Source organism: Planctomycetota bacterium (assembly GCA_016235865.1).
Taxonomy (GTDB): Bacteria; Planctomycetota; MHYJ01; order JACQXL01; family JACQXL01; genus JACRIK01.
The window spans coordinates 112,093-126,970 of sequence record JACRIK010000027.1 but is presented as its reverse complement, the minus strand read 5'-3'; the positions used below and the strand labels follow the sequence as shown (position 1 = coordinate 126,970).

At 53.3% G+C, this 14,878-nt stretch carries 16 protein-coding genes; 10 read left to right on the top strand and 6 right to left on the bottom strand.

The window, feature by feature from the left end:
• The first annotated feature begins 81 nt into the window (after positions 1 to 81).
• A complete protein-coding gene (locus HZA49_08790; protein MBI5779536.1) occupies positions 82 to 531 on the top strand; it encodes a hypothetical protein in 450 nt (149 codons plus the stop codon).
• On the top strand, positions 438 to 992 hold the full coding sequence (locus HZA49_08785; GenBank protein MBI5779535.1) for a hypothetical protein: 555 nt from the start codon (positions 438 to 440) through the stop codon (positions 990 to 992). Before HZA49_08790 ends, HZA49_08785 begins: the two co-directional genes overlap by 94 nt.
• 320 nt (positions 993 to 1,312) lie before the next feature.
• Here the strand turns inward: HZA49_08785 and HZA49_08780 are convergent, their stop codons facing one another.
• Entirely contained in the window at positions 1,313 to 1,552 is a 240-nt protein-coding gene (locus HZA49_08780; protein ID MBI5779534.1) for a type II toxin-antitoxin system HicA family toxin, read from the bottom strand.
• Positions 1,552 to 1,776: a type II toxin-antitoxin system HicB family antitoxin gene (locus tag HZA49_08775; GenBank protein MBI5779533.1), complete on the bottom strand. Its 225-nt coding sequence runs from the start codon at positions 1,774 to 1,776 to the stop codon at positions 1,552 to 1,554. Before HZA49_08775 ends, HZA49_08780 begins: the two co-directional genes overlap by 1 nt.
• Positions 1,777 to 2,019: 243 nt before the next feature.
• Here HZA49_08775 and glgC point away from each other — a divergent pair, with 243 nt between their 5' ends.
• From glgC to HZA49_08755, 4 genes are all read left to right on the top strand, one after another.
• On the top strand, positions 2,020 to 3,255 hold the full coding sequence (gene glgC, locus HZA49_08770) for a glucose-1-phosphate adenylyltransferase (protein MBI5779532.1): 1,236 nt from the start codon (positions 2,020 to 2,022) through the stop codon (positions 3,253 to 3,255).
• A gap of 470 nt (positions 3,256 to 3,725) precedes the next feature.
• On the top strand, positions 3,726 to 4,013 hold the full coding sequence (groES, locus tag HZA49_08765; GenBank protein ID MBI5779531.1) for a co-chaperone GroES: 288 nt from the start codon (positions 3,726 to 3,728) through the stop codon (positions 4,011 to 4,013).
• Between the two features lie 110 nt (positions 4,014 to 4,123).
• Positions 4,124 to 5,761, top strand: coding sequence for a chaperonin GroEL (gene groL / locus HZA49_08760; GenBank protein MBI5779530.1), 1,638 nt, complete (start codon positions 4,124 to 4,126; stop codon positions 5,759 to 5,761).
• 87 nt (positions 5,762 to 5,848) lie between these two features.
• Positions 5,849 to 6,394 carry an arginine decarboxylase, pyruvoyl-dependent gene (locus HZA49_08755; GenBank protein MBI5779529.1) on the top strand — a complete coding sequence of 182 codons (546 nt, stop codon included), beginning with the start codon at positions 5,849 to 5,851 and terminating at the stop codon, positions 6,392 to 6,394.
• A gap of 76 nt (positions 6,395 to 6,470) precedes the next feature.
• Here HZA49_08755 and HZA49_08750 read toward each other — a convergent pair whose 3' ends face one another.
• From HZA49_08750 to HZA49_08740, 3 genes are read right to left on the bottom strand one after another with little or no spacing between them, the layout of a single operon-like run.
• Positions 6,471 to 7,223, bottom strand: coding sequence for a CPBP family intramembrane metalloprotease (locus tag HZA49_08750; protein ID MBI5779528.1), 753 nt, complete (start codon positions 7,221 to 7,223; stop codon positions 6,471 to 6,473).
• The gene (locus HZA49_08745) at positions 7,223 to 7,780 is read right to left on the bottom strand and encodes a DUF366 family protein (GenBank protein ID MBI5779527.1); all 558 of its coding nucleotides are present in this window, start codon (positions 7,778 to 7,780) and stop codon (positions 7,223 to 7,225) included. The genes HZA49_08750 and HZA49_08745 overlap by 1 nt, the downstream gene beginning before the upstream one ends.
• Positions 7,781 to 7,784: 4 nt before the next feature.
• Positions 7,785 to 8,390, bottom strand: a complete 606-nt coding sequence (locus HZA49_08740; protein ID MBI5779526.1) for a HEAT repeat domain-containing protein — start codon at positions 8,388 to 8,390, stop codon at positions 7,785 to 7,787.
• Positions 8,391 to 8,402: 12 nt separating this feature from the next.
• Here HZA49_08740 and HZA49_08735 point away from each other — a divergent pair, with 12 nt between their 5' ends.
• Positions 8,403 to 8,963, top strand: a complete 561-nt coding sequence (locus HZA49_08735) for an archease (GenBank protein ID MBI5779525.1) — start codon at positions 8,403 to 8,405, stop codon at positions 8,961 to 8,963.
• 3 nt (positions 8,964 to 8,966) lie between these two features.
• Here the strand turns inward: HZA49_08735 and HZA49_08730 are convergent, their stop codons facing one another.
• Positions 8,967 to 11,000 carry a hypothetical protein gene (locus tag HZA49_08730; protein MBI5779524.1) on the bottom strand — a complete coding sequence of 678 codons (2,034 nt, stop codon included), beginning with the start codon at positions 10,998 to 11,000 and terminating at the stop codon, positions 8,967 to 8,969.
• Positions 11,001 to 11,048: 48 nt separating this feature from the next.
• On the opposite strand from HZA49_08730, the gene HZA49_08725 reads away from it, so the two are divergent.
• The 3 genes from HZA49_08725 (at position 11,049) to HZA49_08715 (ending at position 14,878) form a co-directional block, all read left to right on the top strand.
• Positions 11,049 to 12,488, top strand: coding sequence for an RtcB family protein (locus tag HZA49_08725; GenBank protein ID MBI5779523.1), 1,440 nt, complete (start codon positions 11,049 to 11,051; stop codon positions 12,486 to 12,488).
• Positions 12,489 to 12,535: 47 nt separating this feature from the next.
• Positions 12,536 to 13,219: a DUF502 domain-containing protein gene (locus HZA49_08720; GenBank protein ID MBI5779522.1), complete on the top strand. Its 684-nt coding sequence runs from the start codon at positions 12,536 to 12,538 to the stop codon at positions 13,217 to 13,219.
• 111 nt (positions 13,220 to 13,330) lie between these two features.
• Positions 13,331 to 14,878 (top strand): insulinase family protein, encoded by a 1,548-nt coding sequence (locus HZA49_08715; GenBank protein MBI5779521.1) that lies wholly within the window; start codon positions 13,331 to 13,333, stop codon positions 14,876 to 14,878.

The window sequence follows — 14,878 nt, the reverse complement described above, 5'->3', positions numbered from 1 at the left end:
TGTGTCCCCCGCGAAACGCGGGGGTCTAAGAGGCTGTGACATCCTGACGGATTAACAGCCTCTAAGAAAAGGATTTGATTTATGACATACAGACAAACATATTTTACAAACACCCAGGTGACTACGCCGCAGATTACGGAGTCAGCCGTGACTGAGGATAAAATCGCCAATGACGCGGTGACCTCGCCTAAGATTAAGAACGCCACTATCCGGTCTGAGGATATTGCGGATAAGGCCGTGACGCTGGCTAAGCTGGGGGATGATGTTCCGGCCGTGGGCATACCGGATAATTCCATCAGCGCGGCCAAGCTGGCTGATAATTGCGTGGAGAAACGGCATATCAAGACGGCGGCGGTTGATACGGATGAACTGGCGAATCAGGCAGTGACAACGGAGAAGATAAGGGATAATGCAGTTACCGGATACAAGATGCGAGTGTGGGGACGAGTAAGATACAGGATAATGCGGTTATCGGCTCCAAGATACCGGATGCCGGTATCACCACAGCTAAATTGGCAACGAGTTCAGTAACCAAGGCCAAGATGGCGGCGAATTCTGTCGGGACCAGCGAACTCGTGAACGCATCAGTTACAGCGGCCAAGCTGGCCCCGGGCGTGGGCGGCGGGAATACGTTGACGATGCTTCCGGCGCCGGCTACGGCCCTTGACCTGGGCGGGATTACTGCAACAACGCAACCTGCAACTGTTGACCTCTCGGCGATTATTCCGACTGGCACCAAGGGCGTGATTGTCTCCATCGCCTGTATCACCCAGAGTTATACCGATGGAGGGATGATGGCCTACATCTTTCGCCAGGTGGGAGCGGAGTATGCCTTGCAGGTCATGGCTCCGCCAGTTAATTTTGGGGGGATTAGCAACGGCGGGTCAGTCCTGATGCCGGTGGCGGCCGATAGAACTCTGTTGTGGCAGGCCTATGTAGCCGGAGTAAATTCGACGGAATTGGTAATCTACATACTCGGTTATGTTGTATGAGGTAGCCCCGGCAAAGACTGCCGGGATCTAAGAGCCAGTAAAGGTCGTCCTTGCAGACTCCTAACTGGCTCTAAGACAAGCCTATGTAGCCGGAGTAAATTCGACGGAATTGGTAATCTACATTTTAGGGTATGTGGTGTAAACCACAGATGTACCCGGTGCATTCCAGTAGGTACTCCCGACCAGTGCTACGCACAGGGCCACCGATTACGCAGATTAGCCACACATTCGCTAAGTTTACAGTGAGAGAATCGAATCTGCTCAGTGTAAACTCCGGCACAGAGGACACTGAGAATTCTTTGTGTCTTTTGGTGACATCCTTATGCTTTCTGGTAAGCATCCAGGAATTCGTCCCGGTCGATGCCTGATTGGGTGCAGATGGTCCTGAGGGTGGACGCCTTTATCCTGGGATGATTGGGCATGGTTAGCGGCGTGGATGTTCCATCCGGGTTTTTACGGAGCATGGCGATGTGCTCTTTTTCCCTGACCAGTTGGAACCCCAGTGTTTCTAATGCCTTGACCACCTTTCGCTTATGGGCATCAACCGGAAACTTGCTCATTAAACCTTTACTCCTGCTTCGGCCACAAAGGCATCAAGAATCCGCGGTTCTACCTTCAGGACCGCCTTGCCAAAGGTCTTGATATGGAAAAGAATGGCCGATTTTACATCAGCCAGCGCCTGTTCGTAGGTATTGCCCTGGCCGACCACCACGCCCTTCAGGCCTAACGGATATGCGACATAACCATCAGGGTGCTTTTCAACCACGATTTTAATCTGTGTCATAGAATATCCTTTCGTGCCAAAAGATTATAGCACTTTTTCAGTTTCTGTCAACCTTAAAATAACAGATTCTTGGCGTAGCCCCGAAGTTATCGGAACACCGCAGAGACTCCCGACCCTACGAACCCTGACGGGTTCTCAGGGCGAGAACCCGGAACGGGCAAATACTGCCGGGACAGGCGCGTTAGCGATTATCTGTGGTTTATTTTCCTTGACTCCCCGGCTACTATATAATAATATATTCCCATGGTAAAACTGCTTAAGAAGGTGATGGTGGTGGTCCTGGCCGGGGGAAAAGGCGAACGGCTGGAGCCGTTAACCCGCGACCGGACCAAGCCGGCCGTCCCATTCGGCGGTATCTACCGGATCATTGATTTCTCGCTGTCCAACGCCATCAATTCCAACCTGCGCAAGATCCTGGTCCTGGTCCAGTATAAGTGCGTGTCCCTGAACCGGCATATCCGCGAGGGCTGGAATTTCCTGTCCCAGTCGCTGGGCGAATACATCGAGCCCATCTCGCCCCAGCAGCGCGTCTCGGACCGCTGGTACCTGGGCACGGCCGACGCGGTGCACCAGAATCTCTATTCCATCGAGAAGGAGAATCCGGAATACGTGCTCATCCTGGCCGGCGACCATGTCTACAAAATGGATTACAGTTATATCCTGCGGGCCCACCGGGACAGCAATGCCGATATTACGGTCTCGGCCATCGAGGTGCCGCGCGAGACCGCGAATCTCTACGGCATCATGCAGATAGACGGCGCCAACAACATCGTCAGTTTCGCGGAAAAGCCGGCCTGCCCGGACGCCCGGACCCTGCCTACCAATCCCAACTCCTGCCTGGCTTCCATGGGCATCTATGTCTTCAAGACCGAGGTGCTCTATAAACTGCTCAATGAGGATGAGCAGGACAAGAACAGTTCGCACGATTTCGGCCGGGATATCATCCCCAAGTCACTGGGCAGATACAAGACCCTGGCATTCAATTTCGTGGACGAGAACAAAAAGCAGGCCAAATACTGGCGCGACGTCGGCACCATCGACGCCTATTACCAGGCCAATATGGACCTGGTCAGCGTGACTCCGCTGCTGAATCTCTATGACAGCGACTGGCCGATTCATACGGCCCGGCCGCCCCTGCCGCCGCCCAAGTTCGTGTTTGCCGGCGGCGAACAGCCGGAGCGCATCGGCACGGCCCTGGATTCCATGGTCTCGCCGGGCTGCATCGTCAGCGGCGGACAGGTCAGCAACTCCATCCTGTCGCCTAATGTCCGGATACATAGTTTTTCCAAGATAACCAATTCCATCCTGTTCGAGAACGTGACGGTCGGCCGCTACGCCAAAATCAGGAACGCCATCATCGACAAAGACGTGGTCATTCCGGAACACGCCCAAATCGGGTATAATATAGAAGACGATAAACAGCGGTTCACCGTCAGCCCGGGCGGGATTGTGGTTATATCAAAGGGAGCGGTCTTATAAACTATCAAGGAAATATCCAACCCCGTTAGAGATACCTATAACAAAACCCTGAGTATTTTTGCCGCAATAAAAATTACCCTTTCACTTATATTATGAGTTCCTATTAGACGTGGCGTCCATAACGCCACTATCTCTAACGGGGCAAGGGGCGCGGTGCTTTAGCGTAGAGCACATTCGCTGACGCTCAGTGCAAGCAGATTCCGCAGATCCCACCGATTAATTAACCACAAAGAACACTAAGGTCACAAAGAATTAAACTACCCTTATCTGTGTAATCAATGAAATCTGTGGTTGCATTTTTTTACGCCAATCTGAAAAAAATCCTTGACAATTCCGTAAATATCTTTATAATGACCAATCCGCGTTTGTGCGCGGAAAGTAAACGAGTATCCCGCAATTTTGCGGGACGTAAGAGTTTGTAACTCGTCCCTGCGGGACTCGAACAATCTCTAACGAAGGAGATAGCAAAAATGAAACTGAAACCAATCGGCGACAAGATCATCGTGGAGCGGATCGAACCGGAAAACAAGACCAAGGGCGGCATCGTCCTGCCGGACAACGCCAAGGAAAAGCCCAAGGAAGGCAAAATCATCGCCATCGGACAGGGCAAGCTGCTGGACAACGGCGACCGGGCCACCCCGTCCGTTAAAGTAGGCGAGAGAGTGATTTTCACCTCTTTTGCCGGCAGTGAAGTAAAAATCGACAATAAAGAATACCTCATTATGAACGAAGAGGATATTCTGGCCGTGGTAGATTAATAACATAATTGTCCCGACAAATACTGCTCCCGAAATAAATTCGGGACAGGCGGGATAAGTCGCTGATAACGCCCGTACGGGCTAACAGCGACTAAGAGGAGACAAATAACATGGGAGCTAAGAGAATCATATACGACCAGGAATCAAGAGAGGCGATCAAGCGGGGCGTGAGCGCCCTGGCCAAGGCCGTTAAGGTCACGCTCGGACCGCGCGGGCGCAACGTCATCCTGGAAAAGAAGTTCGGCGCGCCGACCATTACCAAGGACGGCGTGACCGTGGCCAAGGAAATCGAACTCAAGGATACCTTTGAGAATATGGGCGCCCAGATGGTCAAGGAAGTGGCTTCCAAAACCAGTGACGTGGCCGGAGACGGCACCACCACCGCGACCGTGCTGGCTGAAGCCATCTTTACCGAAGGGCTCAAGAACGTGGTGGCCGGCGCCAATCCCATGGCTCTCAAGCAAGGCATCGAGAAGGCGGTCGAGGCCGTGGTTGAGGAACTGAAAAAGATGTCCGTCAAGGTCAAGGGCAAGGAAGAAATCGCCCAGGTCGGCACCATCGCGGCCAATAACGACAAGGAAATCGGCAATATGATTGCCGAGGCCATGGAAAAGGTCGGCAAGGACGGCGTTATCACAGTCGAGGAAGGCAAGTCCTTAAAGACCGACGTGGAATGGGTCGAGGGCATGCAGTTCGACAAGGGTTACATCTCGCCCTACTTCATCACCGACCCGAATAATATGCAGACCATCCTGGAGGATTGTTACATCCTGATATATGAGAAAAAGATTTCAGCCATCAAGGATATGCTGCCGCTGCTGGAAAAGACGGCCCGGACCGGCAAGCCGCTGTTAATCCTGGCCGAAGACGTCGAGGGCGAGGCCCTGGCGACCCTGGTCGTCAACCGCCTGAGAGGCACGCTCAAAATCGCGGCCGTGAAATCACCGGGTTACGGCGACCGCCGGAAGGCGATGATGGAAGACGTGGCCATTATGACCGGCGGCAAGGCCATCTTCGAGGATTTGGGCATTGACCTGGAAAAGATTGACTTAGATTATCTGGGCAAGGCCAAGAAGGTGGTGATTGACAAGGAGAACACCACGATTATCGAAGGCGCGGGCAAGACGGCCGACATCCAGGGCAGAATAGGCCAGATCCGCAAGGAGATGGAAACCACCACCTCAGATTATGACAAGGAAAAGCTCCAGGAACGGCTGGCCAAGCTGACCGGCGGCGTAGCCAAGATTAACGTCGGCGCGGCCACCGAAGTGGAGATGAAGGAAAAGAAAATGCGCATCGACGACGCGCTGCACGCCACCAAGGCCGCGGTCGAGGAAGGCATCCTGCCGGGCGGCGGCGTGGCCCTGCTGCGCGCTCTCAAGGCGCTGGATAAGGTCAGGGTCACCGGCGATATGATGACCGGAGTGGATATCGTGCGCCGGGCATTGGAAGCGCCCCTGAAACAGATTGCCGACAACGCCGGCTCCAACGGCGCGGTCGTGGTCCAGCGGGTGATTGAAGAAAAGCAGAATACCGGATTTGACGCCGATAAGCTGGAATATGTGGATATGTTCAAGGCCGGCATCATTGACCCGACCAAGGTGGTCCGTTCGGCTTTGGAAAACGCCTCGAGCGTGGCCGCGTTGCTCCTGACCACCGAAGCAGTCATCGGCGAGATTCCCGAGAAGAAGGACAAGATGCCGGGCATGCCGCAGGGCGGCGGATACGGCGGCGAGGATATGTATTAACGTCTAATGGTCAGCCGGTCTGCCGGTTCGTCCTGTCAAAACAGGATTGACTGGTGGACTGGTTGACCAAATGACTGGATAACTGATATGTCTTTTACACCCCGAGAAGTGTTTCTGACCAAAGGCGTGGGCCGGCACAAGGAAGAACTGGCCTCGTTCGAGGAAGCGCTGCGCGACGCCCAGATTGCCCGGCTGAACCTGGTGCACGTTTCCAGCATCTTCCCGCCCCACTGTATCCTGATTCCGCGCGAGAAGGGACTGAAGAAGATGCGCGACGGCCAGATTATCTTCTGCGTCCTGTCACGCAACGCCACCAACGAACACCGCCGGCTGATCTCGGCCTCGGTCGGACTGGCTATTCCCTCGGACCATAACCAGTTCGGATACCTGTCAGAGCATTCCAGTTTCGGCGAGACCGAAGACCTGGCCGGCGATTATGCCGAAGACCTGGCCGCCTCGATGCTGGCCACCACATTAGGCATTGAGTTCGACGCGGACGCGGCCTGGGACAAGAAGAAGGAAATCTGGAAACTAAGCAACCGGATCGTCAAGACCACACACAATACCCAATCGGCTATCGGGGAAAAGAACCGCTGGACCTCGGTCGTAGCTGCCGCAGTCTTCCTGCCGTAAGCATCCGACTAAAGAACCAAAGAACTAATAAACGGAAGAACCCCTATCAATTAAATTCCAATCCCCCGTTCTTTCGTTATGTAACCAGTATAATGCCGATTATCATGGTGTTGTTCAGGAAATGGCACCAGACGCTGGTAACAATCGAATTGGTCCGGACGGTCAGGATCCCGAAGAATATTCCCAGCAGGCTGACCACCACCACCTGGGGCGGGAAGAGATGGATGATTCCGAACAGCAGACCGGAAAGGACTATGGCTTTGGTGGCGGTGGAAGAGTTCTTCAATCCGCTCAGGATTATGCCGCGGAAGAGCATCTCCTCAGCCACGGCCGGGATGATACCAACGCCCAATACGAGCAGGAAAACATTAATTGGCGAGCGGCTGGCCGAGGCCAGGCCAATGAAAAACTCCTGGTAAACAATCATATCGTCGGCATAGGGCTTGAAGAATGGTTCAATCAATCCCTGGAATACATTAAGCGCCACGAAAAAGATAATGCTGATAAAAGAGACGAGGAACAGGGTCGTTATAGCCACCGGGCGCAGGCTAAGCGTTTCCTTGAAGTTATAACCTTTGGAATAAATATAGGCCGCGACCGGCACGCCGATTCCCAGGATATGGCTGAAGCAGAGCGTATAGAGCAGCCCGAGCGGTGTTTTGGGCGGCGCCTTTATGAAGACGTGGCTCAGATAACTCATGGCGAACCAGAAAACCAGGAACAGGGCGAATATCTTCAGGGCGTCCCGATGCGTCACGGACGATACGGGGCGCTCCGCATCCGCAGGCATCGGAGCGTCTATGGCGGCGGGTGATTTGTCAGGATTCATTATTTAACCCAGTTAACCTTGCAGCGCGCCTGTTTGACGCCCTGCATCTCTTCGGTGTAGGCCTGCATTATTTTGAGGGCGAATTGCCTGGGATTTACTTTATAATCGTTCAGCCCGGCGGTCTTGACCGGGGTGTGTTTGGTCTCGATATTAATTGCGAAATGAATCATGGTTGAGACCGGCGAGGCCGTGGCAACGGAGATGGAAAGTTTGGCGGCGCCATCGTATAAATCATCGCCTCTTCTGCGTAATCTGTGCAATCTGTGGTTGCCTTCCAGCGTCTCCTTGACGATACCGGCCAGCAGCCTCTGCCTTAAAACGGCTTTTTCCAGGTCGCAGTCAAAGTGCTCAATAATGAAATGAAGCATCAGCGAGGAATAGATTTTATGCCGGCCGCGAACGTCCTCGACATCGGCCATCAGCTTAAAAGGGATATTACACGGTCCGACAAAAGCTACAATGCTGTCGCCCTGCAGGCCGAAATTCCGGTAGGCCCAGAGCGAGGTCAGCTGCCGGCCGGTGTATTTGATTTTCTTAGGCAGGAATGCTGATATCATTGTGTTATTTGTTTTTGGGTTGGCTTTCCCGCCATTTTTCCCACTGCTTGATATCCTTGCCGAAGTCCTGCTTGGTAATGGCCTTAAGCGCCTGGAGCGATGCGTAAGCCACAGTCTGGTTGATGTCATCCAGCTGTTCAATCAGTCCGTCCACGGCCTTGGGGTCGTTGAGCTTCTTCAGTCCGTCGGCGGCGCGTTTGCGGACTTCAATATTACTGTTCTTTTCCAGCAAGACCAGCAGCGTGGGCAGGGCCGCGGCATCCTTTATCTCGCCCAGGGCCCAGACCGCCTCCTGCTTGACAAAGATACTGCTGTCTTCGGTGGCTTTTATCAGGAGCGCAATGGCCGGCTTATGCTGGAACTTACCCAGGTAGTAGGCGGCCTGGGCGCGCGCCATGGCGTCGCCGTCCTTTTCCAGCACCTCCATGAACAGCCCGAAGTATTTGGACGGGTCTTTTTCCGAGGCCATCAAATCCAGGGCCTGGCGCCGGGAATCGGGATTAGGCGAGGCAATGTCTGATATCTCAACGGACGAACACGAAGTGACCGCGATAAGCGAACAACCCATAAGCGCCGCGCCGACAAGTACCATCGCTGTAATATTCTTCATATTGATTTAATTATGAATTATAAATCCGGCAAGTCAACCAAAACCATTGTTTTTCTTTCTGTTGACCTGTATACTGTATCCTGTATACTGCATACTTATAATATGCGCTACCAATTAACCGACCACACGGCTGACATCGGCATCCGGCTGAGCAACAAGACACTGAAAGGCATATTTGAGGACGGTGCCTTTGCCCTGTTTGACCTGCTCTGCGACATTAAAAAGGTGCAGCCGGACTTTGAGCGGACCATTTCCGTCGAAGCAATTAATAATGAGGAGTTGCTCAATGAATTCCTGAGCAGGCTCTTAAGGGAATTCACCATAGAGAATAATCTTCTGGCGAAGGTAAAGATTCAGGATATCCAAGTCGGTAACGCAGAACGTTCGGAGTTTATCCCGCTGAAAGCGGGACATGACGCTCAACGCGTAATTCTATCCGCAATAATCGCCGGTCAGCCCTACGACCCCAAGCGCCACGTTATCAAGACCGAGATTAAGGCCGTGACATTCCACAATCTGGCCATAAAGAAAACCACAGCGGGTTATACTGCCGAAGTGGTGTTTGACGTGTAGGTCTTATTCCGTATCTATGCCCACGCCCTTGTCGCCCCGGAGCCATTTCTTGTTGTTGCCGGTCTTGCCGTCTTCGTTCAGGTATTGCTCGGAATAGAAATCGTTGCCGGACAAATCAAGAAAAATGCCCATGCTGCCATAACTCCGGGCGCTGCCGCCAAAGCCCTGCCCGCCTTTGGGCGTGGTGTAATAGACATCGTCACCGCTGTCATCAATAAAGAGAGCGAATGAATTGGTAATGGCCGAGCCCTGGTTGTTGCCTTTGCCGACATAGGTATCGGTCCCGTTTTTATCCACCAGGATGCCGACGGCCAGGTCGTGGGCCGCGCCCTGGGCATTGCCGCCATAGGTGCAGTTGTAGAAATCAGCGCCGTTGCGGTCAATCAGCACACCGGTGGACAGATGAATCCCGCAGCCCTGGGCATAGACCTGGGCGTCATAGCGGTCATTGCCGTTGTTGTCAATCAGGATGCCCAGGCCGTACCAATAAGCGCAGCCCTGGGCGTAGAAACAAGCGCTGTAATGGTCGTTGCCCTGGTAATCGATGAGCGTGCCGACCCCGCCTGAGGCAATAGGCCGATTACCCTGGCCGAATCCCTGACTCATGCTGTAAGGCCGGTCGTTCTGGATGGTGCCGGTGGAAATATAATAATCGTCTCCGGCGTAGTCAATCAGCGCGCCGGTACCCAAGGTGCAGCCCAGACCCTGGGAAAAGGTGCGCGAGCAGTATCTGGTATCGCCGAGTTTGTCAGCCAGAATGCCGATGCCCCAACCGCCGGCCCCTTGACAGAAGGTGTCGGCTGAAAACGTATCCGCACCCGGGCCGGAATCAGCCAGGATGCCGATGCCGAATAATCCCGCGCCCTGGCTGAAACTCCCGGCCTGATAGGTATCGCTGCCTGATAAGTCAGCCAGGATACCGATGCCGAACAGGCCCGCGCCCTGGGAAAATTTCTGGACTGACACGTAGTCATCATCGCCGGATAAATCAATAAGGACCGAGATACCGTTGACACTGCCGCCGGCGTGGTTAAGATAGCGGTCATTGCCGCCCAGGTCGATTATCAACAGTGCATCCTCATTACAGACATCATTCTGCGCGCCGTTGATTATCACCGGCCCGTAAGGCGTGTTTGCGTAGAGCAATCTACCGGTCATCTGTTTAAGGCGTTCCGGCGGAATTGCTTTGAGCATCTCGATTGCGTCATCCACGGCCGAGGCCAAAGACGTGCCGGCCTGATGGAGATATCCGAAGTTTACGTCAAACGCCAATCTGAGCATAGCCACGTCTTCAGGGCTGATGACATCGCGTCCCTGGGTGACGGTCTGGGCGCCGGGCAGGGCTAACTGTAGCTTAACCTTCTCGGCCTCTATCTGAAAACCCTCCTTGGTCTTGTCGCTATCCAAAAGCATCTGGGGAATAATATTCTTTATCAGGTGTTTCCGGTGCTCAGGCGTCAGGTCGTTGAATGCCTTGTCCAGAAGCAGGCGCGATTCCTCAATGGCCGGCAGAAGTCGTTCCAGAATCGGACGTAATTCCTGCGGGCATTGGCTGACAACAGACGCCACATTTATACCCTTTTGGCCAGACGCCTTCAATGGCGCGTTTTCAGTCTGACTTACAACCCACCACTTGCCCAATTGATCTATCTGGATTTGCAGGGCGGCGGCCATGGTTTCGACCCGGCGCCATTTTTCATCCAGCATATCGCATTCAGAAACCAGTTCTATCGGCTGGTGCAGCGAATCCTGAACCATCTCCAGCCGGTAATCATCATCCACCAGGTCTTTTTTAAATCCCGGATTGGAATTTCCCATCATCTCCAGCGCCTCGCTGATATGTTTCTTCTCGCGCTCTTCCAGGCTGATAAACTGCGGCTTCAACGGCGACTTGGACACTGACACCTTCTTTGGGATAACCGGCGCCGGCTCAACCAGGGGCGTTTCCTGCGGAACAGTCACCAGATTTTCTTCAGGCGCTGACTGGCATCCGCTCATCAGAACAATGATGCCTAAAATCGATAATACCCTCTTCATTATTATATGATTGACTTTCTAATAACAGCGATTATAATAAATAACACTATGAAACTCAACAAAATTACTGATTATCTCTGGGAGATACCGCAATCCGGGAACATGAACGTGCCGGGCCGGATCTACGCATCAGGCAAACTCATGGAAACGGTCGGCGAGGATAAGAGCCCGGAACAGGTAGCCAATGTGGCCTGCCTGCCCGGGATTGTCAATTATTCGTTGGCCATGCCGGACATCCACTGGGGCTACGGATTCCCTATCGGCGGCGTGGCGGCATTTGATATTGACAAGGGCGGCGTGATCTCCCCGGGCGGGGTAGGCTATGACATCAACTGCGGCGTGCGCCTGATGCGCACCAATCTCTTCGTCAAGGATATCCAACCACGGCTTAAGGAAATTCTTTCAGCGCTCTTTTATGCGGTTCCGTCCGGCATAGGTTCAGCCGGCGCCATCCCGAAATTGAATCCCGAAAAGGAACACCGGCTCCTGACTCAAGGCGCCAAATGGGCAATCACCCAAGGTTACGGTTACAAGGAAGACCTGACCCATATCGAGGACAATGGCGTCATCCCGGACGCTGACCCGGCTATGGTCAGCGAAACGGCCATCAAACGCGGACTGCCCCAGGTCGGTACGCTCGGCTCCGGCAACCATTTCCTGGAAATAGATAAAGTCGTAGAGATATACCGGCCGGAAATGGCTCGGGTCTTCGGCCTGGAACCGGATATGATTGTAATTCAGATTCATTCCGGCTCGCGCGGCCTGGGCTACCAGGTCTGCGACGATTATGTGCGTAAATTGTTGAAGGCGGCGCAGAAATATGGGATTAATCTACCCGACCGGCAACTGGCTTGCGCGCCAGTGGATTCGGATGAAGGACGGGAATATCTGGCAGCCATGGCCTGCGCGGCCAATTACGCCTGGGTCAACCGCCAGGTGATGATGCACCTGGTCAGGGAATCACTGATGAAGTCGCTCAACATGGGCCCGAAGGAACTCGGAGCAGAATTGATTTATGACGTCTGCCACAATATCGCCAAGATAGAGGAGCATGACGTAGGAGGAGTAAAGAAGAAATTATGCGTGCACCGCAAGGGCGCCACCCGGGCCTTTGCGCCCCATCATCCGGACGTGCCTAAGGATTACCAGGCCATCGGACAACCGGTCCTGGTGCCGGGCGATATGGGACGCAATTCCTTCCTGTGCGTGGGCACTGACGAGGCGATGAAGAATACCTTCGGCAGCACCTGCCACGGCGCCGGCCGGGTGGCCAGCCGTTCGGCTATGCTCAGGAAAAGCCAGGGCCGAAATCTGTTCAAGGAAATGGAATCACTGGGCGTGATGGTCATGACCAAGAGCCGCGAGGCGCTGGCCGAGGAAATGCCCGCGGCTTATAAGGACGTGAATGATGTGGTCGAGGTGATGGAAATAGCCGGGATTAGTAAAAAGGTGGCAAGATTCAAGCCACTGGGAGTAATTAAGGGGTAACACACCCCGGCTCCTCTTGTCTTAATAGAGGGGATTGGAGATAAAATATGTCTGATAAAAAAAGAGGTCTGTTTGTCAGGGGACTAATAATCCTGCTGCCCACCATGATAACTCTTTTCCTATTACTGATTGCCTTTAGGTTTGTCAATAATAATATCGCCCAGCCATTGGGTTATACCATTCTATCCATAATCGATTCCATAATAGACATGGCCAGCTTGGGAATCGACAAGACGCCTGTCTGGAATGCCATCTTCGGATTCCCGATTGTTATTATCATTATCTATCTGGTCGGATATTTTACCGCCTCGTTCTTAGGCAAGAAGCTATTTAAGGGCATAGAAATCTGGATTATGACCCGTTTCCCGATTATCAAAGAGGTCTATCCTTATGCCCGACAATTCATCGACACCTTTATTTCCATCGAGAAAAAGACCGAATTCAAGTCCGTGGTGGCCGTAGAATTCCCGCATGCCGGGATTTATGCCACCGGATTTATCACGGCAGACGGCCTAAAGGACCTGCGCGAGAAAACCGGACAGAAAATCATCACCGTATTCGTACCGACCTCGCCGGCCCCGTTTACCGGATTCACCCTGTTCGTCCCGGAAGATAAAATTATTTACTTAAACATGACAATTGATGAAGCCATCAGGATAATCATGTCCGGCGGCGTTTTGACCCCGCCCCATCAACAACCTGATAAAGAAAAGGAAAACGAAGCAAAATAGATAACGGAATTCCCGCCTACGCTAAAGCTTTGGCGGGTCCAACTGCCGGTAATTCGTGGAATTTATCCCAGAAGAACTTAAACTGGCAGTAAGAAAAGAAAGACGATTGACATGAAAATTAAGCTATTAACATTTCTGGCGCTGGGTATATTCCTGTTATGTTTCGGATTTAATATCGCCGCTGAAGAAAATACCAGCGTCAAGATTGACGTCAAAGAGCACGTGCTCAAAAACGGGATGAAGGTGCTGATACTGGAGCGCCACAACGCCCCGACCGTGGCCTGTTACGTCTATTTCCGGGTCGGCTCAGTCCACGAACCGACCGGCCAGAGCGGCATCGCCCATCTGCTCGAGCACCTGCTCTTCAAAGGCACTCACACCATCGGCACCACCAACTATCGGAAGGAACTGGAACTGACCAAACGCCAGGATGAAATAATGGAACGGCTGGAAACGCTGGCTAAGCTGAAGCAATCGCGCCCGGTGGACAAGCCCAGCGCCGAGGATATGGAAATAAAAACACTGGAAGAGGAGCTAAAGCAAGTCTCCCAGGCGCTCCAATCATATATGATTGCCAAGGAATACACCCTGCTCTACGAGAAAAACGGCGCCCAGGACCTGAACGCCTCGACCTCACAATACACCACCAATTATTACTGCCAGCTGCCGGCCAACAAACTGGAACTCTGGGCCTGGCTGGAATCAGACCATCTGACCAATCCGGTCCTGCGGGGATTCTACGAAGAACGCGACACGGTATTGGAAGAGCGCCGGACTCGTTCCGAGGATAATCCGGGCGGCCTGTTCTGGGAGGAATTCATCTGCACCATGTTCAAGGCTCACCCTTATTACCGGCCGATTATCGGCTGGCGCTCGGACATAGAATCGCTCAAACGGAGCCAGGTGGAGGATTATTTTAAGCGCTTCTACGCGCCCAATAACGCTATTGCCGTCATCGTCGGCGATGTCAAGTCCGATGAGGTCATCCGGCTGATGAAACGCTATTTTGAGAATATCCCGGCCGGCACGCCGGTGGCCCCGGTCACTACCGTGGAGCCGGAACAGTTCGGCGAACGCCGGGTTGTTGTGGAGGTTGAATCCCAGCCCCGGCTGGTCATCGGTTATAAAGGCGTAACCGTCGGCCAGAAAGACGACTATGTCTTTGACATCATCAGCAATATATTAAGCGACGGCCGGACCTCGCGTTTCTACCGAAAACTGGTCCTGGATAAAAAGATGTGCTTGAATATCGACGCCTTTAATAGCGCCCAGAAGGACATCGGATTCTTCGGCATCTACGCCATGCCCCAGGCGCCTTTTACCGCGACCGAAGTCGAGCAGGCGGTCTATGAAGAGCTGGAACTCTTGAAGAAAGAGCCGGTCACTGACCTGGAACTCCAGCGGGCCAAGAATAATTGCGAGGTCGGCTTCCTGCGCGGCCTGAATTCCAATGACGGAATGGCCGAGCGCATCGGCGGCAACGAAATCTCCTCCTCTTGGCGCTACCTGCTGGACTGGCTGCCCAACTGCCAGAAGGTCACGGCCCAGGATATCATGGCTGCGGCCAATAAATACTTCGTGCCGACCAAGCGGACCGTGGGAACCATGGTAACGAAGAAGAAAACAGAACCGCAGATAAACGCAGATGGGCACAGATAA

Excerpts from the sequence above, each read along its gene's own strand:
- HZA49_08790 (MBI5779536.1), top strand. The coding sequence starts at position 82 with ATGACATACAGACAAACATATTTTACAAACACCCAGGTGACTACGCCG.
- HZA49_08780 (MBI5779534.1), bottom strand. The coding sequence starts at position 1,552 with ATGAGCAAGTTTCCGGTTGATGCCCATAAGCGAAAGGTGGTCAAGGCA.
- HZA49_08775 (MBI5779533.1), bottom strand. The coding sequence starts at position 1,776 with ATGACACAGATTAAAATCGTGGTTGAAAAGCACCCTGATGGTTATGTC.
- glgC (MBI5779532.1), top strand. The coding sequence starts at position 2,020 with ATGGTAAAACTGCTTAAGAAGGTGATGGTGGTGGTCCTGGCCGGGGGA.
- groES (MBI5779531.1), top strand. The coding sequence starts at position 3,726 with ATGAAACTGAAACCAATCGGCGACAAGATCATCGTGGAGCGGATCGAA.
- groL (MBI5779530.1), top strand. The coding sequence starts at position 4,124 with ATGGGAGCTAAGAGAATCATATACGACCAGGAATCAAGAGAGGCGATC.
- HZA49_08755 (MBI5779529.1), top strand. The coding sequence starts at position 5,849 with ATGTCTTTTACACCCCGAGAAGTGTTTCTGACCAAAGGCGTGGGCCGG.
- HZA49_08750 (MBI5779528.1), bottom strand. The coding sequence starts at position 7,223 with ATGAATCCTGACAAATCACCCGCCGCCATAGACGCTCCGATGCCTGCG.
- HZA49_08745 (MBI5779527.1), bottom strand. The coding sequence starts at position 7,780 with ATGATATCAGCATTCCTGCCTAAGAAAATCAAATACACCGGCCGGCAG.
- HZA49_08740 (MBI5779526.1), bottom strand. The coding sequence starts at position 8,390 with ATGAAGAATATTACAGCGATGGTACTTGTCGGCGCGGCGCTTATGGGT.
- HZA49_08735 (MBI5779525.1), top strand. The coding sequence starts at position 8,403 with ATGAATTATAAATCCGGCAAGTCAACCAAAACCATTGTTTTTCTTTCT.
- HZA49_08730 (MBI5779524.1), bottom strand. The coding sequence starts at position 11,000 with ATGAAGAGGGTATTATCGATTTTAGGCATCATTGTTCTGATGAGCGGA.
- HZA49_08725 (MBI5779523.1), top strand. The coding sequence starts at position 11,049 with ATGAAACTCAACAAAATTACTGATTATCTCTGGGAGATACCGCAATCC.
- HZA49_08720 (MBI5779522.1), top strand. The coding sequence starts at position 12,536 with ATGTCTGATAAAAAAAGAGGTCTGTTTGTCAGGGGACTAATAATCCTG.
- HZA49_08715 (MBI5779521.1), top strand. The coding sequence starts at position 13,331 with ATGAAAATTAAGCTATTAACATTTCTGGCGCTGGGTATATTCCTGTTA.